Here is a 22,770-nt window from a genome sequence, read left to right as displayed (position 1 = left end):
TTTTTAGCATGACGTTCTCCGATCCACTAGCGCTGTCATCAGTCGGGCCTGATGTTCTGGTTGAGCCTGAAGAAGTTCGTGGGATCGTAGGTGCGCTTGAGTGCCTTGAGCCGGTCGTACTTGGCGGCGCCGTACGCGTGCCTGACACGTTCCTCGCCCTCTTCCATCAGGAAGTTCACGTAGACGCTGGTGTGGTGGGGCGCCAGGGCAGACCAGTAGTCGCGGGCCCACTGGCGCTCGGCGTCGAAGCCGTCGGCGGTCTTGCTGTTGCCGTTGATGTTGAACGTGAACCCGGCCTGGCGGCCGTTGAAGGCGGTAGCACCGTCGTCGATCCTGCCCACCGCACCGCCCATCTGCCACAGGGCGATGCTGGTGACCGGCGAGGTGATGCGCCTGCCGTGCTCCACCACGATGTCGATGACGTCGTCGCTGAGGGCCGCGACGTCACAGGACCTGACGTAGTAATGCCAGCCGTGCGGGAAGGACGGATCAAAGGTCCTCTGATGCTCCAGGAAGGGCTTGGGCCGGCAAAGATCGAGCACGGGCGAACCGAACTCCTTGAGCGGGCGAAGGGCCCGTTCGCCGTCCTCGACCGGTCCCGCGTAGCAGGCGGTGACCGCAATGACGAGCTTGCCCACCAGCTCGGGCGGCACGATCGGCAGCGCCGGTGCCCTTCGCTGCACGGCGATGGTCATAAGCTCGTCGGGGCAGTCCCCGATCCAGTCCCGATAAAAGCGGAGCACTTCGGGGGCATCTTCCATTGGCCAGAACACGGGCCCGGCCATAACGTATGGACCCACAGAGACAAGCCGGAACTCGAAGTCGGTGACGATGCCGAAGTTCCCGCCGCCACCCCTCACGCCCCAGAAGAGGTCGGCGTTTTCGTTCTCGCTTGCCTTGACCAGCTCGCCGTCGGCGGTGACCACGTCCACAGACAGCAGCTGATCGACCGTGAGCCCGTATTTCCGCATGACCCAGCCGATGCCACCGCCGAGGGTCAGGCCCGCCACCCCGGTGTGGGTCACGACTCCAGACGGGACAGCGAGACCGAACTCCTGCGTCTCCCGGTCGAGCTCGCCGAGCAGTACGCCGGCCTGGACACGTGCCGTTCTCGCCTCGGGGTCCACCCGGATGCCCTTCATAGGCCCGAGATCGATGAGCATTCCGTCATCGCACACTGACAGCCCGGGGAAGCTGTGACCGCCTCCCCGCACGGCAACCCGCAGGTTCTGCGAGCGGGCGAACCGGATGGCAGCTCGCACGTCTGCGACGCCGGTACAGCGGGCTATCAGTGCGGGCCGGCGGTCAATCGACCCGTTCCACACCCTGCGATGCTCATCGTAACCAGCGTCAACCGGACGGACGAGGTCGCCCCGAAAGGATGTCTGTAATTCATCGACCGCAACGCCGTCGATCTCCGTGCTTTGTTCCATGGGACTCACGGACCTCTCGCTCTTCCAGCAGAGTCCCACCGTTGGCACGAACTGGCAAGAGGAAATTGCGGCAGCTCGGGCGCCCCCGTCCGGAGCAGGCTGAGCCGCTAGCTGACCGCCTTCTTCACGAGCTCGACGATTCTTGCTTCGTCTGCGGCAGTGAGCTTGGTCAGGGCATAGGAGGTGGGCCACATGTTGCCGTCGTCGAGGTTTGCGGGGTCGCTGAATCCGAGCGTCGCGTACCGTGCCTTGAATTTGTCCGCGGGCTGGAAGAAACAGACCACCTTGCCGTCCTTGGCGTAGGCAGGCATTCCGTACCAGGTCTTCGGCGCGAGTTCCGGGGCGTTGTCCGTGATGATGGCATGCAGCCGTTCGGCGATGGCGCGGTCCGGGTCCGACATCTCGGCGATCTTCCCGAGCACATCGCTTTCGCCATCCGGCTTGGCGGCGCGGGCCCCTTTTCGCGATGCAGCCTTGAGCTCCTGGGCCCGTTCCTTCATTGCGGCCCGTTCGTCCGCATCGAAGCCGTCGTACGACTTGGTGCTCGTGTCGGTCTTGTTCGTGTCCGTCATTGCGGTTCCTTCCTTGGTGGTCTCTTGGAGTCCACGCTAGTGTCCGGGCGCCGAGGAGACTTCTCCAGAACTGCTCGAATACACAACTGCTCGAACCGGAAAATCCCTAGCCGGCGGAGGATCCCTTGGCCGGGGCGGTGCTCTGGCGCACCACCAGTTCGGGGGTGAAGATGACGGCCCGGTGCTTTGGAGTGTCGGACTCGAGTTCCTCGGCCAATAGCTCGATGGCTGTGCGCCCCAGTGCTTGGGTGGGCTGCCGGATGGAGGAGAGCGGGACGACGGCGGACACGGCGAAGTCGATGTCGTCGTACCCAATCAGCGCAATGTCCTCCGGGATCCGCAACGTGTGCGTCATGGTCAGTGACTGCATCACACCCAGTGCAAGCAGATCGTTGGCGCAGAAGATGCCGTCCGGCAGCTCGCCGGGCCCCCGCTCCACCAGCGTGTTGCCCACGCTCCGGCCTGCCAGCACGGTCTGGCCGTCGGAATCGAGGACCTCCAGCGTGGCATCGGCTTCCTCCTTCACGGCGCGTTCTGCGCCCTGGAGTCGGTCCGCCACCTGGCGGATGGAGGTGGGGCCGCCCACAAAGGCGAGCCGACGGCGGCCGGTGTCCAGCAGGTGCCGGGCAGCGAGGTAACCGCCGGCGTCGTCGTCCACTGAGACGGAGCTGTACTTGGTCTCATCGGCGAGCCGGTCCACCAGAACGGTGGGGACACCGCGCTCGCGGAGCTGGTCGATACGCGCCGTCACGTCACCCACGGGCGAGATGAGGAGGCCCTGCACGCGCTGCTCCTGGAACAGGTCGATGTAGTTGGATTCCCGGCTGGCATCGTGGCCGCTGTCGCCCAGCAGCACGGCACTGCCCTGGAGGGCTGCGGCATCCTCCGCGGCCCGGACCACCGACGTGAAGAAGGGGTTGCCGACGTCGAGCACAATCAGCCCGATGGTCCTGCTGTGGCCGGCGCGTAGCTGGCGGGCGGCGTCATTGCGGACGAAGCCGAGCTCATCGATGGCCCGCTGCACGCGCTCCTTGGTCCGCTGGGAAACCCTGTCCGGGTAGTTCAGGACGTTGGAGACCGTTCCCACGGCAACACTGGCATGGTTGGCGACGTCCTTGATGCTGGCTGAGCGATTCATGTTTCTCCGTGCTGATATGCCGTGTGCGGCACTTTTCCCGTAGTTCCGGATGTGGTCTGGAAATTGCTTGACACCTACTTGACTTCAAGAGTACTTTGAATCGTAACAATGAAACGATTCAAACCAGGGAAAGTTCAGGGGAGTTGCAGATGAGGGTGTGTTTCCGCTCTTCGGTCCAGCCACAGCTGATCGACGAATACCGACGGCGGCACGCGGCGGTCTGGCCTGAAATGCTCCGTGCGTTGAATGACGCCGGCTGGAACAACTACTCGCTGTTCCTGGGTGCGGACGGGCTCCTCATCGGATATCTCGAATGCGACGACTTCGACGCCGTCCGGGCCCGGATGGCCTTGACCGAGGTCAATACCCGCTGGCAGGCCGAGATGGTCACGCTTTTTGATAACCCAGACAATCCGGACCAGGCGCCCGACGAAGGGTTCCAGGTCCTTGAGGAAGTCTTCAATCTTGACGATCAGCTCGCGGCGGCGGAGTCCACTAGCAGCTGAGGCACTGGCCCCGTTGGCGGGCCGCAGGAACCACAGCACAACGGACCACGTCACCAAAGACCACAGCACAACAGACCACATCACTAAGACCGGGAAGAACCAACATGAATGACGTAGCAACGGCGCTTGGCAGGCTCGGGGAGCTTGCCATCGAGGTCCCTTCGTGGGCTTATGGAAATTCAGGCACGCGCTTTAAGGTGTTCGGCACGCCGGGAACCCCGCGGACGGTGCAGGAGAAGATCGCGGACGCCGCCAAGGTGCATGAGCTGACCGGCCTCGCTCCCACAGTGGCCCTGCATATCCCGTGGGACAAGGTGGATGACTACGCCGCCCTCAAGGAGTACGCGGCCGGCCTGGGCGTGGGCCTGGGCACCATCAACTCGAACACCTTCCAGGATGACGAGTACAAGTTCGGTTCCCTGACCTCGTCCAGTGAGTCCGTGCGGCGGCGTGCGGTTGCCCATCACCTTGAGTGCATCGAGATTATGCACGCCACGGGCTCGCAGGACCTGAAGATCTGGCTGGCGGACGGGACGAACTACCCGGGCCAGGACGATATGCGCGGGCGTCAGGACCGGTTGGCCGAGTCGCTGCAGGAGATCTACGCGGGTCTGGGCGAGAACCAGCGGCTGGTCCTGGAGTACAAGTTCTTCGAGCCGGCTTTTTACCACACCGATGTTCCGGACTGGGGCACCTCCTACGCGCAGACCCTGGCTTTGGGGGAGAAGGCGATGGTCTGCCTGGACACCGGCCACCACGCGCCGGGCACCAACATCGAGTTCATCGTGATGCAGCTGCTGCGCCTGGGCAAGCTGGGCTCCTTCGACTTCAACTCCCGCTTCTACGCCGACGACGACCTCATCGTCGGCGCAGCGGACCCGTTCCAGCTCTTCCGCATCATGTACGAGGTCATCCGCGGCGGCGGATTCGGGAAGGATTCCGGTGTGGCCCTGATGCTGGATCAGTGCCACAACCTCGAGGAGAAGATCCCGGGCCAGATCCGCTCGGTCCTGAACGTCCAGGAAATGACGGCCCGGGCCCTGCTCGTGGACACCGCCGCCCTGGGCGAGGCCCAGCGGTCCGGGGACGTCCTGGCCGCCAACGGCGTGTTCAACGACGCTTTCTACACCGACGTCCGGCCCATCCTGGCCGAATGGCGTGAATCCCGCGGCCTGCCCGCGGACCCGATGGCCGCGTTCAGGGCCAGTGGTTACCAGAAACAGATCAACGAGGACCGCATCGGCGGCCAGCAAGCCGGATGGGGCGCCTAACAATGACTACGCAGAACACAGCTACGCAGAACACAGCTACGCAGAACACAGGCAACACGACTGTTGACGACCTGATTGCCCGTTCCAACCGCCTCGGCGCGGACAAACGCAACACCAACTTTGCCGGCGGCAACACCTCGGCCAAGGGCACGGAGAAGGACCCGGTCACGGGTGAGGATGTCCAGTTGCTGTGGGTCAAGGGCTCCGGCGGGGACCTCGGCACACTCAAAGCGGGGAACCTCGCGGTGCTGCGGCTGGACCGGCTGAACGCGCTGAAGAATGTCTACCCGGGCGTTGAACGGGAAGATGAGATGGTGGCCGCTTTTGATTACTGCCTGCACGGGAAAGGCGGCGCCGCGCCGTCGATCGACACCGCCATGCATGGGCTGGTGGACGCCGCGCACGTGGACCACCTGCACCCGGACTCCGGGATCGCGATTGCCACCGCGGTGGACGGCGAGGCGCTGACCACCAAGATCTTCGGTAACAAGGTCCTCTGGGTTCCGTGGCGCCGGCCCGGTTTCCAGCTGGGCCTGGACATCGCGGCGATTAAGGACGCCAACCCGCAGGCCATCGGCACCATCCTGGGCGGGCACGGCATCACCGCCTGGGGCGCTACGTCCGAAGAAGCCGAGGCCAACTCGCTATGGATCATCGAACAGGCCGAGAAGTACATCGAGGACAACGGCAAAGCCGAACCCTTCGGTGCCAAGCTGGCCGGCTATGGCGCGCTCCCGGAAGCGGAAAGAAAAGCCAAAGCCGCCGCGCTCGCCCCGGTGATCCGTGGCCTGGCCTCCACGGACAAACCGCAGCTGGGGCACTTCACTGATGACGCCGTCGTCCTTGACTTCCTGGAATCCGCCGAGCACCCGCGCCTGGGCGCCCTGGGCACGTCCTGCCCGGACCACTTCCTGCGGACCAAGGTCAAGCCCCTGATCCTGGACCTGCCCGCCGACGCCTCGATCGAGGACTCCATCAACCGGCTGAAGGAACTCCACACCGCCTACCGCGAGGACTACCAGGGGTACTACGACCGCCACGCCGTTTCGGAGTCCCCGGCGCTGCGCGGCGCGGACCCGGCGATTGTGCTGGTCCCGGGCGTGGGCATGTTCTCGTACGGGGCGAACAAGCAGACCGCCCGGGTGGCCGGCGAGTTCTACCTCAACGCCATCAACGTGATGCGCGGTGCCGAGGCGATCTCCAGCTACGCACCGATCGAGGAATCCGAGAAGTTCCGGATCGAGTACTGGTCCCTGGAGGAAGCGAAGCTCGCCCGCCTGCCCAAGCCGAAGTCGCATGCCTCCCGCATCGCGCTGGTGACGGGGGCGGCGTCGGGCATCGGCAAGGCTATTGCCACGCGGTTGGCGTCCGACGGCGCGTGCGTGGTCATTGCCGACCTGAACCTGGAGAGCGCCCAGGCCGTCGCCGCGGAGCTGGGCGGCGCGGACGTCGCCATCGGTGTCCAGGCCGACGTGACCGACGAAGCGCAGATCGCCGCAGCGATCCAGGAGGTGGTGCTGGCCTTCGGCGGGCTGGACCTGGTGGTCAACAACGCCGGCCTGTCGATTTCCAAGCCGCTGCTCGAAACCACCGAGAAGGACTGGGACATCCAGCACAACGTCATGGCCAAGGGCTCTTTCCTGGTCTCCAAGGCCGCGGCGAAGGTCATGATCGCGCAGGACATGGGCGGGGACATCATCTATATCTCCTCCAAGAACTCCGTGTTCGCGGGCCCGAACAACATCGCGTACTCGGCCACCAAGGCCGACCAGGCGCACCAGGTCCGGCTCCTTGCGGCAGAACTGGGCGAATACGGCATCCGCGTCAACGGCATCAACCCCGACGGCGTGGTCCGCGGCTCCGGTATCTTCGCCGGCGGCTGGGGCGCCAAGCGCGCCGCGGTCTACGGCGTGGACGAGCAGGAACTGGGCAAGTACTACGCCCAGCGGACCCTGCTCAAGCGCGAGGTCCTGCCCGAGCACGTGGCCAACGCCGCTGCGGTCCTCACCAGCAACGAACTGTCCCACACCACCGGCCTCCACATCCCCGTGGACGCTGGGGTGGCCGCAGCCTTCCTGCGATGACCAACCCAGCAGCACAGCCCGGCTTTCCAGCACAGGACACCGCACCGGCCACTGCCGGGGCGGTGTCCGCCGCCCGTTCCACCGGGCAGGTGTTCGCCGCCGTGGACATCGGCGCCTCTTCCGGCCGGGTCATCCTCGGCCGGATCAGAAACGGTTCGTCCGCCACTGAGGACGTGAGCGTGGAGCTGGAAACGGTGCACCGGTTTCCCAACGGTGTGGTGGAGCTCGACGGCGGCCTCCGCTGGGATTTCGACGCCCTGTTCGCCGAGGTCCTAGCGGGCCTCGAGGCCGCCGCCACCGTCGCGGCGGTGCAGGACGAGACCATCACGAGCATCGGGATCGACACCTGGGCGGTGGACTACGGCCTGGTCAACAAGGCGGGGGAGCTGACGGCGCAGCCGTTCAGCTACCGCGATGACCGCAGCCGCGCCGCCGTCGCCCCCGTGCACCGGAAACTGGACCCTGCCCGGCTCTACGCCACCACGGGGCTGCAGTTCCTGCAGTTCAACACCCTCTACCAGCTGGCCACGGAGCGGGACCTGAACGGTCTGCAGGCGCTGCTGATCCCGGACCTCATCGCCTTCTTCCTGACGGGAGTCCGCCGCACGGAATCGACCAATGCCTCCACCACAGGTCTGTTTGACGCAGTCGCGGGGGAGTGGGCGACGGAGTTCCTGACCGCCCTCGGCTTGCCGAAGAACCTGTTCCCGCCGCTGATCGAGCCCGGCGAGACCGTTGGCACGCTGCTGCCGGAGATCGCCTCAAGGGTGGGACTGCCGGCCGGCACCAACGTGGTGGCCGTCGGCTCGCACGACACCGCCTCTGCCGTCGCCGCGGTCCCGGCCCAGGAGGAGGACTTCGCATATGTCTCCTCGGGCACCTGGTCCCTGGTGGGGCTGGAACTGGATCATCCGGTCCTGACCGAGGCCAGCAGAGCAGCGAACTTCACCAACGAACGCGGCGTGGACGGCACCATCCGCTACCTCCGCAACATGGGCGGGCTCTGGCTGCTCAGCGAATGCCAGCGGACCTGGGCCGCCGAAGGCCACACCCCGGAACTCACTGACCTGCTGGCCGCCGCAGCCGCATTGCCCCCGGGCGGCCCGCAGATCAATCCGGACGATTCCGCGTTCATCGCCCCGGACAACATGCCCCACCGCATCCGCGCCACGGTCGGCCATACCGGAGACATCCTGCCTGATAACCAGGCGGCCATCACCCGGTGCATCATGGACAGCCTGGCCACGGGCTACGCGCGGGCCATCGCGGACGCAGAACGCCTGGCGGAGCGCACCGTGGACGTGGTCCACATCGTGGGGGGCGGCTCGCAGAACAGGCTCCTCTGCCAGCTCACGGCCGACACCACGGGCAAAAAGGTGGTGGCCGGGCCGGTGGAAGCGACCGCCGTCGGGAATGTCCTGGTCCAGGCCCGTGCCGCCGGGCACGTCAGCGGGGGGCTCACGGAACTGCGCCGCCTGGTGGTGTCTTCGCACGAGCTGCAGACGTTCACGCCGCAGCTCTCCCGACTGTAACCACCCGCCACCCAGCGGCAACCATCCAGCGCGAACAACCCAGCGCGAGGGGACGCTTGGGGCCCTAATCGCAGGGCCCCAAGTGTCGTTTCGCGCTCAAAGAAGGCGCCGCCGGGTGGGTTGCGTGACGTAGGATCTCCGATAGCAACCCGACGAGACAGGACCGGACAGCAGCATGCCCCTCTTCGACCTTCCCCTTGACCAGCTCCGCGGCTACGCATCGCGGGTCACGCCGCCGGCCGACCTGCAGGACTTCTGGGACGCCACGCTCGACGAGGCCCGGACGTTCCCGCTCAACGCCACGTTCGGGCCGGTTGAGAACCACTTGTCGGTCATCGACACCTTCGACGTAACGTTCGCCGGCTACGACGGCGCACCCATCAAGGGCTGGCTGCACCTCCCGGCGAATCGGCGCGCCGGAAGCCGGCTGCCCGTCGTCGTGCAGTACATCGGTTACTCCGGCGGCCGCGGCCTCGTCAACCAGGACACCAAATGGGCGCAGGCCGGCTATGCGCATTTCATCATGGACACCCGCGGCCAGGGCTATGGCGGGATCCTCGGCCAGACGGCGGATCCCCACCCGTCTGCGGGCGAGGTGGCCTACGCGGGGCTGATGACCAGGGGCGCCGGCAGCCGTGAGGACTACTACTACCGCCGCGTGTACGTGGACGCGTTCCGTGCGGTGGAAGCGGCGCAGTCCCACCCGGAGGTGGATCCCGCGCGCGTGGTCCTGGCCGGAATCAGCCAGGGCGGCGGCATTGTGGTGGCCGTTGCCGGGCTGGTGGCCGGAAGGCTCGACGGCGTCATCGCCGCGCTGCCCGACGTCCCCTTCCTGCAGGACTTCCCCAGGTCCATCGACATCGCGGCCCGCGGCCCCTATCCGGAAATCGCGGCCTTCCTGGGCAGGCACCGGGACCGGTATGAGCCGATGCTCGCGGTCCTGAGCTATTTCGACGGCGTCAACCTTGCGCGGGCGGCCACCGCACCGGCCCTGTACTCGGTGGCGCAGATGGACGATGTCTGCCCGCCATCCACTGTGTTCGCCAGCTTCAACGCCTACGGCAGCGGCTCCGCGGCACAAAAGGACATCGAGGTCTACCGGTTCAACAACCACGAGGGCGGCCAGGAACACCACTGGATCAGACAGCTGCAGTACCTCCGCGAGCTCCTGGGCTGACTTGGGGGCCCGGATTTCCATGTGTGACGGCCGTGATTTTGCGGCCGTCACAGCGCGCGGTTATGGTTTGCCTATGACAAACCGTTGGTATGCGTATTTTTCGTTGGCTCTGGAGGAGCCCGCGTCTAACTGACACGCATCCATCTTCCTTCAGAGCCAACAGGGCAGAGATCATTCTCTGCCCTTCGCCATTTCTCCGGCGGGTTCTGATCTGGGCCCGCTTCCTATCTGGAACAGGACCCGAACATGAGCACCGCGACAGCCACCCCCGCAAAATCCACGTCCAATCTGCGCGTCAGCGAATTCACGCCGCTGCCCTCGCCCCAGGAGCTCATCGCCGAGCTGCCCCTGGACGCCCGGGTGACGGACGTCGTCGAGCGTGGCCGCGACGAAGTCCGGGCCATCATGGACGGCGTGGACGACAGGCTGCTGGTCATCGTGGGCCCCTGCTCCATCCACGATCCCAAGGCTGGACTGGAATACGCCCGCCGGCTGGTCAGCCAGGCCGAGAAGCACCGTGACGACCTCCTGATCGTGATGCGCACGTACTTCGAAAAGCCCCGCACGACGGTGGGCTGGAAGGGCCTGATCAACGATCCTCGCCTGGACGGCAGCCATGACATGGTCACCGGGCTCCGGACCGCCCGGGAATTCCTGCAGCAGGTCACCGCGCTGGGTCTGCCCACGGCCACCGAATTCCTGGAACCCATCAGCCCCCAGTACATGGCGGACCTGATCTCGTGGGGAGCCATCGGGGCGCGCACCACCGAGAGCCAGATCCACCGCCAGCTTGCCTCCGGTCTCTCCATGCCCATCGGCTTCAAGAACGGGACCGACGGCGACCTCCAGGTGGCGCTCGACGCGTGCGGCGCCGCCGCTGCCGCCCAGGCATTCCTGGGGATCGACGGCGACGGCCGGGCCGCGCTGGTGGCCACCGCCGGGAACCCGGACACGCACGTCATCCTCCGGGGTGGACGGAAAGGGCCTAACTACTCAGCGGCCGACGTCGAAAGCGCCTCCGCCAAGCTCGCCGGCAAGGGGCTCAACCCCCGGCTGATCGTGGACGCCAGCCACGCCAACAGCGGCAAGAGCCACCACCGGCAGGCGGAAGTGGCGCTGGAAATCGGCGCGCAGCTGGAGGACGGCGGCGAGGCGGCACAGGCCATCGCGGGTGTCATGCTGGAGAGCTTCCTGGTGGGCGGAGCCCAGAACCTGGATGTCACCGAGCATGCGGCGGGCCGGGCGGAACTGGTCTACGGGCAGAGTGTCACGGACGCGTGCATGGATTGGGACGTCTCCGTTTCGGTCCTCGATCAGCTCGCGGCGTCCGCCAGGAAGCGCCGGACCGCTTAATGATTGCCCGGATGACTTTCACTACAGCCCCATGAACCTCTAGAGTATCTAACACATGGTTGGTGGATGGCTCAGCATCGGCACACCGAATATGAATCAAAGCTGGGGTATTGTCGTCATCCATCAGCAAAGGAATAGGGAAATGTCCGCAGAACAGAACTTCTCGAACGCGAAGTTCCTGACCGTGGCCGAAGTGGCCGAGGTCATGCGCGTCTCCAAAATGACCGTCTATCGGTTGGTCCACTCAGGCGAAATGCCAGCGGTGCGTTTCGGCCGGTCGTACCGGGTGCCGGAGAGCGCCGTCGAGCAGTACCTCAAGGGTGCTGTGGTGGACGGGCACTCCGAAACCGCCTGAGCATTACCTGCGGTCAGTGGGCATCGCCAAGAAGCGGTACCCTGTTAAGGAACGTTTTACGTCATTGTAAGAATCTGTCAGTTGTTTCAGTCTGTAGCTCTGTCCACGGACCATTTCCATCAGACAGGTACTGCATCTAGTTTGTGAGGAACTTTCGTGGGTTCAGTTATTAAGAAGCGTCGCAAGCGTATGGCCAAGAAGAAGCACCGCAAGTTGCTTCGTAAGACCCGTCACCAGCGCCGCAATAAGAAGTAGAGATACTTCGACAAGCGTGAAATGCCCGTTGCCTTCCCGGCAGCGGGCATTTTTTTTGCGTCGGGTGAGGTCGCCATCGACGTTTCACCGTCGCTTAGACACAGCCGAAAGGAGCTCCGCTGGTCGCTGGGCGACCTCTGTCGCTCGTTCGGCCGCGATGCGCTCCTACGTGAAACATCGACGGCGACAGTTGCGGCGGCGGTTATGCCCGGGGGCCGCGGATGCGGGCGAAGCCTTTCCACAGTCCGTAAATTACGCCGCCGGCCGTTGCTGCCTTGAGCCCCAGGGTGGCGGCGCGGCGGCCGGAACGGAAGTCGTAGACCGGCCAGTTGTTGTCCCGCGCGTGGCGGCGGAGCCTGGCATCAGGGTTGATGGCTACCGGGTGCCCCACGAGGGTCAGCAGCGGGATGTCATTGTATGAGTCGCTGTAGGCCCAGCACCGCTTAAGGTCCAGGCCCTCGTCGTGGGCCAGGGCCTGCACAGCCACTGCCTTGGCGGAACCGTGCAGGATGTCGCCCACCAGCCGGCCGGTGTACATGCCGTCGGCAACCTCGCCCACGGTGCCCAAGGCTCCGGTCAGGCCGAGCCTGGTGGAAATGACCGCGGCAACCTCGATGGGGGTTGCGGTAACCAGCCAGACCCGCCGGCCCACGCGCAGGTGCTGCTGCGCCAATGCCTTGGCGCCGGGCCAGATCCTGGACGCGATCATTTCGTCGTAGACCTCTTCGCCCAGGGCCTTGACGTCTTCCACGGTGATGCCCTCGGCGAGGGTGAGGGCGGAGTCGCGGACAGCGTGGACATCGTCCATGTTCTCGCCGCGCGCCACAAATTTGAACTGCTTCCACGCGAACCCCGCAGCCTGCGTCAGGGTGAAGGCGCCGCGTTGGTGCATCTTGCGGGCAACATGGAAGAGGCTGGCGCCCTTCATGAGGGTGTTATCGACGTCGAAGAAGGCGGCTTCGCCGGTCTGCATCAACGCATCCGGCTGGGTCACCACAGCGACGTACTTCTCCTCGGGCATGTCCACGAGTCTAGTCAATACTCGGTGACCAAGATTTCAGTGCCAGCGCGAGTGCCAGCGCTCGCCCGGATACCCGCGTCGCCGTCGACCCGCCGTACGCCCCGCCGTCGGCCGCTGTCCTCTGCCCAGCTCTCTGCCCTGAAGGGCGATACGGTTAATGCATGGCAAAACCCGAGGTAGTCCTCATCACCAAAGCAGACTGTCACCTGTGTGCAGGAGCGCGCGACGCCGTCGGACGCGTTACTGCCTCGCTGGGACTCGGGTGGACGGAACAGCAGGTGGACGAGCTGCCGGAACTGCGTGAGCGGTACGCGGAGGAAATCCCCGTAGTCCTGGTGGATGGAATCCAACGCGATTTCTGGAAGATCGACGAAGCCCGGCTGGAGCGCGTCCTCAAACGCGCCATGGCCCAATAGGAAAGCGGCCCGCAGAATGACACCGGCTTTGTTGGCACCAGCTGCGGGGCTCTAGAGTGGAGTCACGACGCGATGGGATGGAGGGGATAGTGACTTCACTGGATCCATCTCCCCATGCTGTCCAAGGTACAGAGGCTGGCCACAGTGCACAGCCCGTCCACGGCGCCGAGTCCACCAAGCAAATACCGCCCGCAGCAGTGGCCCGGCTGACCATCTACCTGCGCGCCCTTAACACGCTGCTGTCCGACGGCGTCGAACGGGTATCTTCGGAATCGCTGGCGGAAGCGTCAGGAGTGAGCTCGTCAACCCTTCGCAAGGACCTTTCCTATGTGGGTTCCTACGGCACGCGCGGAGTGGGCTACGAAGTGCAGTACCTTAGCCGTCACATCTCCGCGGCCCTGGGGCTGACCCACGACTGGAAGGTCGCCATTGTTGGCGCGGGTAACCTCGGCAAGGCCCTGGCCCGTTACGGCGGCTTCGAGTCCCGCGGGTTTGACGTCGTGGCAATTTTCGACGCCGACCAGATGGTGGTGGGCAATGAAGTGGGCTGGCTGCGCGTCAGCGACGCTGCGGACATGGAGGCCGTGTTGCAGCGGACGGGCGCCAACATGGTGGTCCTGGCACTTCCGGCCCATGCGGCGCAGGCCGTGTGCGACCGCGTGGTGGCGGCCGGCGTCCACAGCATCCTGAGCTTCGCCCCCGTTATGCTGCAGGTCCCCGAGGGCGTCAACCTCCGCAAGGTGGATATGGCCACCGAACTGCAGATCCTCGCCTATCACGCACAACGGGCGCAGACCCCGGACCAGACCGCCTAGTTCGTCGGCGGCTGATGGGGCCCACGCCCGTTAGGGTGTGGATGCGACTCGTTGGTACTACTGCCCGTACGGGTTGCCAGGCGTGGTGCCCGGGGCGCCGTACGGGTTAGCGAACGGCTGCTGCTTGCGGAAGTAAGGTGCCGCGGCCGGCAGGTAGAGCAGCACGATCGCTGCGATCCCGGCCAGCGTTCCCACAGTTCCGAGGCTCGGTGGTCCGAAGAGGCCGAAAATGGACAGTGCCGCGAAAACCGTACCGAGGATGCGGGCCCAGTTCTTGCCCTTGCGGACGAAGAACGCCACGAGCGCGTACAACCCCGCACCGATGATCGCGAAGACCACGAGCGATCCGGCAATGACACCCTTGAAGTCGTCGAACGCGAATTCCGCACCAGTGGCACCGCTGCTGCGCATGGCGTCGTCGAACGCATTCCGGAACAACGGATCGTCAAGCATGCCAATGCCCATCAGCAGGCTGATGACATACACAACACCCGCGCCAATCAGCAGCCAGAACGAGATGTTGACCAGCTGGGGAACCCCGTTGGATCCCGTGGTGTGCGGCTGCTCGGACGGGTACTGCGCGTAGGGGGACTGCCCGTACGGCTGCTGGCCATAAGGCGGAGGCGTGGGCTGGCCGAACTGCGGCGCGTTGTTCTGGCCATACTGCGGGGCGTTTTGCCCGTACTGCGGTGCGTTTTGCCCGTACTGGGGTGCCGGGGGAGTCTGCTGGCCATACTGCGGGGCGTTTTGCCCGTACTGTGGCGCCGGCGGTGTGGGCTGCCCGAACTGCGGGCTGTTCTCGCCGTATCGGGGCGCTGGCGGCTGGTTGCCGGGCTCGGGCTCGTTCGGAACGGGAGGCGGGACAGGAGTGCTCATGAGCGGTCCTTTGCAGGTCGGATGTCAGTTCGGCTGCTGGGTGCAGTCCAACTGGCCTGCCCCCAGTACGGCTTACTTCCCACCGTACCCCCGGCGGGTGCCGCGGGGGATCATTCCGGAGAGGTATTCCCACAGAACTCAGCGGGGGTCGCGCAAGGCTGTGTTTCTACTGGATCCGGTCTACGCGCGGCCCTTGGCGGCGTTGAACCAGGCCTGCGAGTTCGGCAGCCACATGAGCACCGTTGCCGCGGCGCTGATGAGGAAGCCCAGCCAGTTGTTGCCGATGCCTTGGCCCATGCCGCCGCCGCCCACGCTGCCGCCAAGCACGGCGAGCACCAGCGAAACGCCGGCCACGATGGTGAGCGCAAGTCTTGCCCATTCCTTGCCCTCCTTCATCTTCAGGACCAGGACAATCTGGGCCGCCGCCAGGGCCAGTGCCACCAGGACGAGCAGGAGGACCACAACGGCCAGCCCGGGTGCCACGACGAACAACGCCAGCGAACCCAACACGCCGAACAGGCCGCCAAGGACTCCCAGCATGCCGCCGATGAGCCAGATCCAGTACGAGACCTTGAGCTCGGTGGGCAGCCCGGTCACGCTGAACATGCCGGAGAACCCGGCCTTGGGCATAACGTCGTTGAAGTTGCGGGGGCCGTCGGTTGGCATCTCAAAGCGGAAGCCGCCCGGTTGGCCAGGCTGGTTGTATGGCTGGCCGGGCTGCGGGTAGGCCTGGCCCGGCGCGGGATAAGCCTGGCCCGGCTGCGGGTAGGCGGGTGGCGGCTGGTAGCCGGCCGGAGGAACGTTGCCTGCAGGCGGTACGTTGCCGGCAGGGGGTTGAGTGACAGGCGGCTGAGTGACGGGCGGCTGGGCGCCCGGTTGCTCGGCGCCGGGCTGCTGTGGCTGCTGTGGCTGTGGTACTTCACTGTTGCTCATGGGTCTCACTGTAGACCGCGTATCCGCCTGTATCTAGGGGATAAAAACAAAGCACCCCGACCGCCAGATTCCGGGGAATTGGTGGCCGGGGTGCTTCAGGAAGAAAACTATGCTGCGGGTGCGATGAACGCGAGCTCCAGGTTGACGGCAACCTTGTCGCTGACCAGCACGCCGCCGGCTTCCAGCACGGCGTTCCAGGTCAGGCCGAAGTCCTTGCGGCTGATGGTGGTTTCAGCGGAGACGCCGGCGCGGGTCATGCCGAACGGGTCCACGGCCACGCCGTTGAATTCGGTCTCGAGGGCAACGGGGCGGGTGACGCCCTTGATGGTGAGGTCCCCGGTCAGCTCGTAGCCGTTGCCTTTGGCCACGAGGCTGTTGGAGACGAAGGAGATTTCCGGGAAGGTCTCGACGTCGAAGAAGTCTTCGCCGCGGACGTGGCCGTCGCGGTTGACATCGCCGGAGTCGAAGCTGGCGGTCTGGATGGTGGCGCTGATCTTGGAATCGGCCACGTTGTCGGCGAGGTCCAGGGTTGCCACGGCATCCTTGAACTGGCCGCGGACCTTGCTGATGCCTGCGTGCCGGACGGTGAAGGCGATCTCGCTGTGCGAGTTGTCGAGGGTCCAGGTGCCGGTGGTGACGTCTGCGGGAAGAGTCATGGTGTTTCTCCTTGGTTTGTCGGGTGGTACTTCCGGATAGCTTGACGCTTCATCTGTTGAATCCTCAACTATCCGCTGCATCCAGTATAAACATGCGTTTGCATGTTTTGTTCCCGGTTCCGGAACATTTTTCCAAAAATTTGAGTTCTACTGGATGTAGAAGATTTCGGATCGCACGCCATCTTTGAGAAACTGGTAAACATGCCCCAATCCACTGTCCATCTGCTCCGCCACGGCGAGGTCCACAATCCTGACCGCGTTCTGTACGGCAGGCTGCCCGAATTCCACCTCTCCGAGCTGGGCCGGGAAATGGCGCAGATGCTCGCCGACCACTTCGCCGAACGTGCCGCGCGCGGGGCACGGATCGTCTATCTCGCGGCGTCGCCGCTGGTCAGGGCGCAGGAAACAGCGGCCCCCACGGCAGAGGCGCTTGGCCTGGAACTCCACACGGACAGCCGCATCATTGAAGCGGAAAACTACTTCCAGGGCATGAAGGTCACCAAGGCCGAGCTCCGGAAGCCCAAGCACTGGCCGCACCTGGTCAACCCGTTCCGGCCGTCCTGGGGCGAACCGTACAAGGCGCAGGCCGCGCGCGTCATGTCAGCTGTTGAGGACGCCCGGCTCCGGGCCATCGAACTGGCCACCGGCGACTACGGAACCGATGGGCCGGAAGCCATCATGGTTAGCCACCAGCTCCCCATCTGGGCCACCCGCCTCAGCGCCGAAGGCAGGCCGCTGTGGCATGACCCGCGCAAGCGCGAGTGCACGCTGACGTCCATCACCTCCCTGGTGTTCGACGACGACGGCTCGCTCCTGCGCGTTGAGTACAGTGAGCCCGCTGCCGTACTTCTTCCCGGCGCCGCCAGCACCCCCGGAGCCTGACATGACTGACCCTCGCGCAACATCCCGCGCAATTTCAGGCACAGCATCCCGCCGCGCCGTGCTCGTTGCCGGCGGCGCCGCCCTGACCGCCCTGACCCTGGGGCTGTCCGCCTGCGCGCAGGAAGACGCCCTCGCCAAGCAGGCCAAAGCCGGCGACAACAAGAACTACGTGGCCGGGGACGGCTCGGTGACCGAGTTCACCGCCGCGGACCGCAAGGCCGCCGTCGCCATTAACGGCACGCTGTTCAACGGCACCCAGATAGCCCCCGCGGACTTCCAGGGCAAGGTGACCGTCCTGAACTTCTGGTTCGCCGCCTGCGCACCCTGCCGCGTTGAAGCACCCATCCTGGAAGAGCTGCACCAGGACTTCAAGGACCAGGGCGTGCAGTTCTTTGGCGTCAACCTCCGCGATGAAAAAGGCACTGCAGAGGCCTTTGATAAGACCTTCAACCTGACCTACCCCAGCTTCGATGACAAGAACGGCGGCGTGCTCCTGGCCGTCTCCGGGCTGGTCCCGCCGGGAGCGGTCCCCACCACGCTGGTCCTGGACAAGCAGGGCCGCGTGGCCTCGCGCGTGCTGGGCGAAATCCAGAAGGGCACCCTCAAAGCCCTCATCACCGCCGCCGTGGCAGAGTAGCGGCGGCCCCGGACCGTGAACAGCCCCTTCGCCGAAACCATCCTGAACGGCTCGCTCCTGCTTGCCATCCCGGTGGCGCTGCTCGCTGGCCTGGTGTCCTTCCTGTCGCCGTGCGTGCTGCCCCTGGTGCCCGGCTACCTGGGCTACGTCACCGGCCTGAGCGGCGTGGACCTGGAGAAGCAGAAGCGCGGCCGGATGCTGGCGGGCATCGGGCTTTTTGTGTTGGGGTTCTCGGTGATTTTCGTGCTTCTGGGCGGCGCGTTCGGCCAGCTCGGCACCCTGATCACCGGCTCGCAGAATGCCTGGATCACCCAGCTGCTGGGGCTCCTGGTCATCCTCATGGGCGTGGTGTTCATGGGCGGTTTCGGCTGGCTGCAGCGTGATGCGAAAATCCACGCCAAGCCGCCGGCCGGCCTGTGGGGCGCGCCGTTGCTGGGCCTCACGTTCGGCCTGGGCTGGGCCCCGTGCATCGGGCCCACCTACTCTGCCGTCCAGCTCCTGAGCCTGTCCGGCGGTTCCTCCGCAGCCAAGGGTGCCCTCCTGGCGTTTGTCTACAGCCTGGGCCTGGGCATCCCGTTCCTGCTGATCGCCCTGGCGGTGCGACGAGGCATGGGTGTGATGTCCTTCTTCCGCACGCACCGCCTGGCCATCCAGCGGATCGGCGGCGGGATCCTGGTGGTGCTGGGCCTGCTGATGGCCAGCGGCGTCTGGGGCACCTGGGTCACCGAGTTGCAGTACTGGTTCCAAACCGATGTGAAGTTGCCGATCTGATGAGCGAGCGCGTGAAAGAAAACAAAAAGTCCCCGGCACCCGTTGCCGCCGCCAAAACCGAGGCGGCGCTGCCAGTCCTGGGGCCGGTGGAGATGCTGCGTTGGGCCTGGACCCAGCTGACCAGCATGCGCACGGCGCTGTTCCTGCTGCTGCTCCTGGCTGTCGCCGCGGTGCCCGGTTCGCTCTTCCCGCAGCGCCCGGCCAACCCGTCCATCGTGACGCAGTACATCAAGGACAACCCGGACTACGGGAAGCTGCTGGACACCCTCCAGCTCTACGACGTCTACTCGTCGGCCTGGTTCTCGGCCATCTACATCCTGCTGTTCATCTCGCTGATCGGCTGCGTGGTCCCGCGCGCCATCGCCCACTACAGGGCCATGCGCTCCCAGCCGCCGCGGACCCCCAAACGTCTCTCCCGCCTCCCCGAGTACGGCACCCTGGTGGTTCCCGCCGACGCCGGCCTCCCGGCGTCGGACGCCATCCGCAGTGCCGCTGGCGTGCTGAGGAAGCGCGGCTACCGCGTTGACGTGAGGGACGACGACGGCGCGCGGCCGTCTTTGGGCGCCGAACGCGGCTTCGCCAAGGAGGTAGGGAACCTGGTGTTCCACACGTCGCTGATCGGCGTGCTGGTGTCCGTGGCCGTGGGCGGCCTGTTCGGCTACAGCGGCCAGCGCATCCTGGTGGAGGGCGACACCTTCGTGAACACGCTGGTGGGCTACGACCAGTTCACCCCCGGCACGAACTTCCAGTCCAGCCAGCTGCAGCCGTACTCCATCCAGCTGGACAAATTCGACGTCTTGTTTGACCGCGAATCACCAGGCAAAATCGGCCAGCCCATCGACTTCAACGCCGAAGTCACCACCCGGGAAACCCCGGACTCGCCCGCCAAGCAGGAAGTCCTGAAGGTCAACGATCCCGTGACCCTCGGCGGCACCAGCATCTACCTCACCGGCAACGGCTACGCGCCCGTGGTGACCATCCGCGACGGCGCCGGCAACGTGGCCATGCAGGGTCCCGTGGTGGCCAAGCTCCAGGGTGACAACTACTACTCCTCCCTGGTGATCAAGGTCCCCGACGCCCGGCCCGAACAGCTGGGCTTCGTGGGGTTCTTCCTGCCCACGGCGTTTGTCACCGAGGAGGGGGTGTCCTTCAGCGGCGATCCGGACCTGTTCAACCCGCGGCTGACCCTGAACTCCTACTTCGGGGACCTTGGCCTGGACGCCGGCTCGCCGCAGAACGTCTTTGAACTCGACGTCAGTGACCTCACGCCGCTGAACGCCCGCAACCTGGACGCCGGCGGCATCACCCTGGCTCCGGGCAGCACCTACACCCTGCCGGACGGCAAGGGCAGCATCAGCTTTGACAGCGTGAAGCGGTACGTGGGCGTGGACATCCACCACAACCCGGGCCAGCTCTACGCCCTCATTTTCGCGCTGCTGGCCGTGGGCGGCCTGATCGTCTCGCTCTACGTGAACCGGCGCCGCGTCTGGGTGCGGACCGGGACGCACGAGGACGGCCGCACCATGGTGGAGTATGGCCTGCTTGCCCGCGGTGAGGACCACCGGCTCGCCGCGGAAGCGGTTGCCGTCAGGAAGCTGCTGTCCGACGAGTGGCAGCTTGCGGATTCCGATTCCGTCGAATCTGCTGACGATTCCGATTCCAGCGTCACCCAGCAAACTCCCAGCCGCCAGGGCGATAATGGCGCAGACTCTGTCACCACCCCAGCGGGCCCCACCGGGCCGAAAAAGGACCAGTAATGCCGTTCGCCATCAACGAAACCATGGGCCAGTACAGCGAGCTGTTTATGCTGCTCGCAGCCGGCACGTACACCGTGGCCTTCATCGCCTTCGCCTGGGACCTCGCGAAGAGCAGCAGGGCGCTGCGCGCCATAGACCTGAAGGCGGCCGAGGCTGCCGGGACCAAGGTGCCCGCGATGGCCGGCGCCGGTGCGTCTGCTGGTTCTGCTGCTGGTTCAGCCGCGGCAGCCGACAGCGTGGCAACGGACAGGGTGGACTCGCACCTGGCCGGACCGGTGGGACGGGTCGAGCGGCCGTCGTCGTCCGTGGCCAAGCGGGGCGGCGACGCTTCCGGGGCCGGGCAGACGGCCGACGCCGATATGCGCTATGCGGCGGAACGCCGCGTTCCGGCGCGGGTCGCCGTTGCCCTCACCGTTCTCGGCGTGCTGATCCATGCCGCCGGCGTCATCACGCGTGCCGTGGGTGCAGGCCGGGTGCCGTGGGGCAACATGTACGAGTTCCTGACCACCGGCGCGTTTGTGGCCGTGGCGGTTTTCCTGGTGGTGCTGATCCGCCGCGACCTGAGGTTCCTGGGCACGTTTGTGGTGGGCCTGGCCATCATCATGCTGGTGGCCGCCTCGGTGGCTTACTGGACCCCCGTGGGCCACCTGGTCCCTGCGCTGCAGAGCTACTGGCTGATCATCCACGTCTCCATCGCGGTGCTCTCCTCCGCACTCTTCACCCTCACGTTCGCCATGTCCGCCCTGCAGCTGGTCCAGTCCCACCGGCAAAAGACGGTGGCTGCCGGTGGTGCTGACAAGCTTGGCTTTATGCGGCTGGTTCCCTCGGCACTGAGCCTGGAAAACCTGTCCTACCGGATCAACGCCATCGCCTTCATCGGCTGGACCTTCACCCTCATGTTCGGTGCCATCTGGGCTGAAAAAGCCTGGGGCCGGTTCTGGGGCTGGGACACCAAGGAAGTCTGGACCTTCGTGATCTGGGTGGTCTACGCCGGCTACCTGCACGCCCGCGCCACGCGTGGCTGGACCGGCACCCGCGCCGCGTGGCTGTCGATCGTCGGCTACCTCTGCGTGGTCTTCAATTTCACCATCGTCAACCAGTTCTTTAACGGTCTGCACTCCTATTCGGGCCTCTGAACTGGGGTTTCTCCAGCTGTCCCTGGCAGCGGTCGACTGATACGCCAATCGATGTATGAATAAGGGTGTTGCCCCGCAGACGGTGATGCTACCTTGGTGGGAGTTGTCAGTGATGAAGCTCGCAGACAGCTAGCTGCGTTTTTTGCCGAGGTGCCCATGAACTATGTTCTCGCCCTTGACGTCGGGACCAGTTTCACCGCCGCCGCCATAGTTCGAATCAATCACGACGCTTCACGTGTTCCCGAGAGCCTGCCGCTGGGGCTCCGCGGAACGGCTGTGCCTTCGGTGGTTTACTACCCCGAGGAAGGCCCCATCCTGGTGGGGGAGGCGGCCGAGCGCCGCGGCCTTGACTCCCCGGAGCGGGTGGTGCGGGAGTTCAAAAGGCGCGTCGGAGACGACGTCCCCATTGCCGTCGGCACTCTTTCCCTCCCTGCTGAGGACGTCTTCGCCACTATGGCCCGATGGGTCGCAGACCGGGCTGAAGAACGCGAGGGAGCGCCGCCGTCGGACATTATCCTTTCCCACCCTGCCTCCTGGGGTGCGCACCGAACGCAGCTCATCCTCGCTGCCCTGGCCTCAAAAGACCTGACAAAGGTCACGCTGATCAGCGAACCGGAAGCGGCGGCGCTGCACTACGCCGCCCAGGTGCGGGTGGAGGCTGGCAGTACCATCGCCGTCTACGACCTCGGTGGCGGGACCTTTGACACCGCCGTCCTGAAGAAAACGGACGCCGGCCACTTTGAACTGCTGGGCCGGCCCGAAGGGATCGAGGGGCTGGGCGGCGCCGACTTCGACGCAGCCGTCCTGCGGTACGTTGCCGATCACGCCGGGCAGGGCCTGGCCAATCTTGACCCGTCGGCGCCCGGAGCGCTGGCGGCCCTGTCGCGCCTGCGGCGGGAGTGTGTGGAAGCCAAGGAGGCGTTGTCCGCGGACAGCGAGGCGAGCATTTCGGTGCTCCTGCCGGGATTCCAGCAGCAGGTGCGGCTGGTCCGGTCCGACTTCGAGGCGATGATCAGCGAGCCCATCCGGGAAACAGTGGACGCCCTGGAGCGTTCCCTGCAGGACCTGGGCCTCACCCCGGACGACCTGTCCGCGGTGCTTCTCATCGGCGGCTCATCGCGCATTCCCCTGGTGGCACAGCTGATTTCGGAGCAGCTGGACCGGCCGATCGCCGTGGACGCCGATCCGAAGTCA

The 22,770-nt window shown here is 65.6% G+C and carries 23 protein-coding genes; 16 read left to right on the top strand and 7 right to left on the bottom strand.

The annotated features are described in order from the left end of the window. Positions 1-38: 38 nt before the first annotated feature. The 3 genes from V6M49_RS02255 to V6M49_RS02245 all read right to left on the bottom strand — a co-directional run bounded on the left by V6M49_RS02255 (position 39) and on the right by V6M49_RS02245 (position 3,143). Positions 39-1,433, bottom strand: coding sequence for an FAD-binding oxidoreductase (locus V6M49_RS02255; protein WP_332759821.1), 1,395 nt, complete (start codon positions 1,431-1,433; stop codon positions 39-41). 107 nt (positions 1,434-1,540) lie between these two features. Beyond that, on the bottom strand, positions 1,541-2,005 hold the full coding sequence (locus V6M49_RS02250) for an iron chaperone (protein ID WP_141141510.1): 465 nt from the start codon (positions 2,003-2,005) through the stop codon (positions 1,541-1,543). 106 nt (positions 2,006-2,111) lie between these two features. Further along, positions 2,112-3,143 (bottom strand): LacI family DNA-binding transcriptional regulator, encoded by a 1,032-nt coding sequence (locus tag V6M49_RS02245; protein WP_332759819.1) that lies wholly within the window; start codon positions 3,141-3,143, stop codon positions 2,112-2,114. 149 nt (positions 3,144-3,292) lie between these two features. Between V6M49_RS02245 and V6M49_RS02240 the strand changes: the two genes are divergently transcribed. The 8 genes from V6M49_RS02240 (at position 3,293) to V6M49_RS02205 (ending at position 11,676) form a co-directional block, all read left to right on the top strand. Further along, entirely contained in the window at positions 3,293-3,649 is a 357-nt protein-coding gene (locus V6M49_RS02240) for an L-rhamnose mutarotase (RefSeq protein ID WP_332759818.1), read from the top strand. 104 nt (positions 3,650-3,753) lie between these two features. Further along, positions 3,754-4,920 carry an L-rhamnose isomerase gene (rhaI, locus tag V6M49_RS02235; protein WP_332759817.1) on the top strand — a complete coding sequence of 389 codons (1,167 nt, stop codon included), beginning with the start codon at positions 3,754-3,756 and terminating at the stop codon, positions 4,918-4,920. 2 nt (positions 4,921-4,922) lie between these two features. Next, positions 4,923-7,004, top strand: a complete 2,082-nt coding sequence (locus V6M49_RS02230; RefSeq protein WP_332759815.1) for a bifunctional aldolase/short-chain dehydrogenase — start codon at positions 4,923-4,925, stop codon at positions 7,002-7,004. Then, entirely contained in the window at positions 7,001-8,536 is a 1,536-nt protein-coding gene (locus V6M49_RS02225) for a rhamnulokinase (RefSeq protein WP_332759813.1), read from the top strand. The genes V6M49_RS02230 and V6M49_RS02225 overlap by 4 nt, the downstream gene beginning before the upstream one ends. Before the next feature lie 175 nt (positions 8,537-8,711). Next, positions 8,712-9,713, top strand: coding sequence for an acetylxylan esterase (locus V6M49_RS02220; RefSeq protein ID WP_332759811.1), 1,002 nt, complete (start codon positions 8,712-8,714; stop codon positions 9,711-9,713). 246 nt (positions 9,714-9,959) lie between these two features. Next, positions 9,960-11,066: a 3-deoxy-7-phosphoheptulonate synthase gene (locus V6M49_RS02215; protein WP_141141503.1), complete on the top strand. Its 1,107-nt coding sequence runs from the start codon at positions 9,960-9,962 to the stop codon at positions 11,064-11,066. A 142-nt stretch (positions 11,067-11,208) separates the two neighbouring features. Continuing rightward, positions 11,209-11,421 (top strand): helix-turn-helix domain-containing protein, encoded by a 213-nt coding sequence (locus V6M49_RS02210; RefSeq protein ID WP_058931377.1) that lies wholly within the window; start codon positions 11,209-11,211, stop codon positions 11,419-11,421. 156 nt (positions 11,422-11,577) lie between these two features. After that, positions 11,578-11,676: a 30S ribosomal protein bS22 gene (locus V6M49_RS02205; protein ID WP_003792170.1), complete on the top strand. Its 99-nt coding sequence runs from the start codon at positions 11,578-11,580 to the stop codon at positions 11,674-11,676. 202 nt (positions 11,677-11,878) lie between these two features. On the opposite strand, the gene V6M49_RS02200 is transcribed toward V6M49_RS02205, so the two are convergent. Then, entirely contained in the window at positions 11,879-12,697 is an 819-nt protein-coding gene (locus tag V6M49_RS02200; protein ID WP_332759808.1) for an HAD family hydrolase, read from the bottom strand. 161 nt (positions 12,698-12,858) lie between these two features. On the opposite strand from V6M49_RS02200, the gene V6M49_RS02195 reads away from it, so the two are divergent. Both V6M49_RS02195 and V6M49_RS02190 read left to right on the top strand, forming a co-directional pair. Then, positions 12,859-13,113, top strand: coding sequence for a glutaredoxin family protein (locus V6M49_RS02195; RefSeq protein ID WP_104060455.1), 255 nt, complete (start codon positions 12,859-12,861; stop codon positions 13,111-13,113). Positions 13,114-13,202: 89 nt separating this feature from the next. Continuing rightward, positions 13,203-13,928 (top strand): redox-sensing transcriptional repressor Rex, encoded by a 726-nt coding sequence (locus V6M49_RS02190; RefSeq protein ID WP_442959689.1) that lies wholly within the window; start codon positions 13,203-13,205, stop codon positions 13,926-13,928. A 57-nt stretch (positions 13,929-13,985) separates the two neighbouring features. Here V6M49_RS02190 and V6M49_RS02185 read toward each other — a convergent pair whose 3' ends face one another. The 3 genes from V6M49_RS02185 to V6M49_RS02175 all read right to left on the bottom strand — a co-directional run bounded on the left by V6M49_RS02185 (position 13,986) and on the right by V6M49_RS02175 (position 16,393). Continuing rightward, on the bottom strand, positions 13,986-14,804 hold the full coding sequence (locus V6M49_RS02185; protein ID WP_332759804.1) for a hypothetical protein: 819 nt from the start codon (positions 14,802-14,804) through the stop codon (positions 13,986-13,988). Positions 14,805-14,984: 180 nt separating this feature from the next. Beyond that, a complete protein-coding gene (locus tag V6M49_RS02180) occupies positions 14,985-15,737 on the bottom strand; it encodes a hypothetical protein (RefSeq protein ID WP_246848602.1) in 753 nt (250 codons plus the stop codon). A gap of 107 nt (positions 15,738-15,844) precedes the next feature. Beyond that, positions 15,845-16,393 carry a YceI family protein gene (locus V6M49_RS02175; protein ID WP_332759803.1) on the bottom strand — a complete coding sequence of 183 codons (549 nt, stop codon included), beginning with the start codon at positions 16,391-16,393 and terminating at the stop codon, positions 15,845-15,847. 201 nt (positions 16,394-16,594) lie between these two features. On the opposite strand from V6M49_RS02175, the gene V6M49_RS02170 reads away from it, so the two are divergent. The 6 genes from V6M49_RS02170 to V6M49_RS02145 form a co-directional block, all read left to right on the top strand. Next, a complete protein-coding gene (locus V6M49_RS02170; protein WP_141141498.1) occupies positions 16,595-17,275 on the top strand; it encodes a histidine phosphatase family protein in 681 nt (226 codons plus the stop codon). Between the two features lies 1 nt (position 17,276). Next, on the top strand, positions 17,277-17,912 hold the full coding sequence (locus V6M49_RS02165) for a TlpA family protein disulfide reductase (protein WP_210412328.1): 636 nt from the start codon (positions 17,277-17,279) through the stop codon (positions 17,910-17,912). A gap of 15 nt (positions 17,913-17,927) precedes the next feature. After that, a complete protein-coding gene (locus V6M49_RS02160; RefSeq protein WP_058931385.1) occupies positions 17,928-18,683 on the top strand; it encodes a cytochrome c biogenesis CcdA family protein in 756 nt (251 codons plus the stop codon). Continuing rightward, on the top strand, positions 18,683-20,440 hold the full coding sequence (gene resB, locus V6M49_RS02155; RefSeq protein ID WP_141141497.1) for a cytochrome c biogenesis protein ResB: 1,758 nt from the start codon (positions 18,683-18,685) through the stop codon (positions 20,438-20,440). Before V6M49_RS02160 ends, resB begins: the two co-directional genes overlap by 1 nt. Further along, positions 20,440-21,576 carry a c-type cytochrome biogenesis protein CcsB gene (gene ccsB, locus V6M49_RS02150; RefSeq protein WP_332759800.1) on the top strand — a complete coding sequence of 379 codons (1,137 nt, stop codon included), beginning with the start codon at positions 20,440-20,442 and terminating at the stop codon, positions 21,574-21,576. Before resB ends, ccsB begins: the two co-directional genes overlap by 1 nt. A 156-nt stretch (positions 21,577-21,732) precedes the next feature. Next, positions 21,733-22,770 (top strand): Hsp70 family protein (locus V6M49_RS02145; RefSeq protein ID WP_332759798.1); only part of this gene is annotated, 1,038 nt, incomplete at its 3' end.

The sequence above is a fragment of the Pseudarthrobacter sp. genome, assembly GCF_036675385.1.
In the GTDB taxonomy this organism is placed as follows: Bacteria; Actinomycetota; Actinomycetes; order Actinomycetales; family Micrococcaceae; genus Arthrobacter.
Note: the sequence above shows the minus strand (reverse complement) of the source record. Positions and strands in the feature narration are given on the sequence as shown.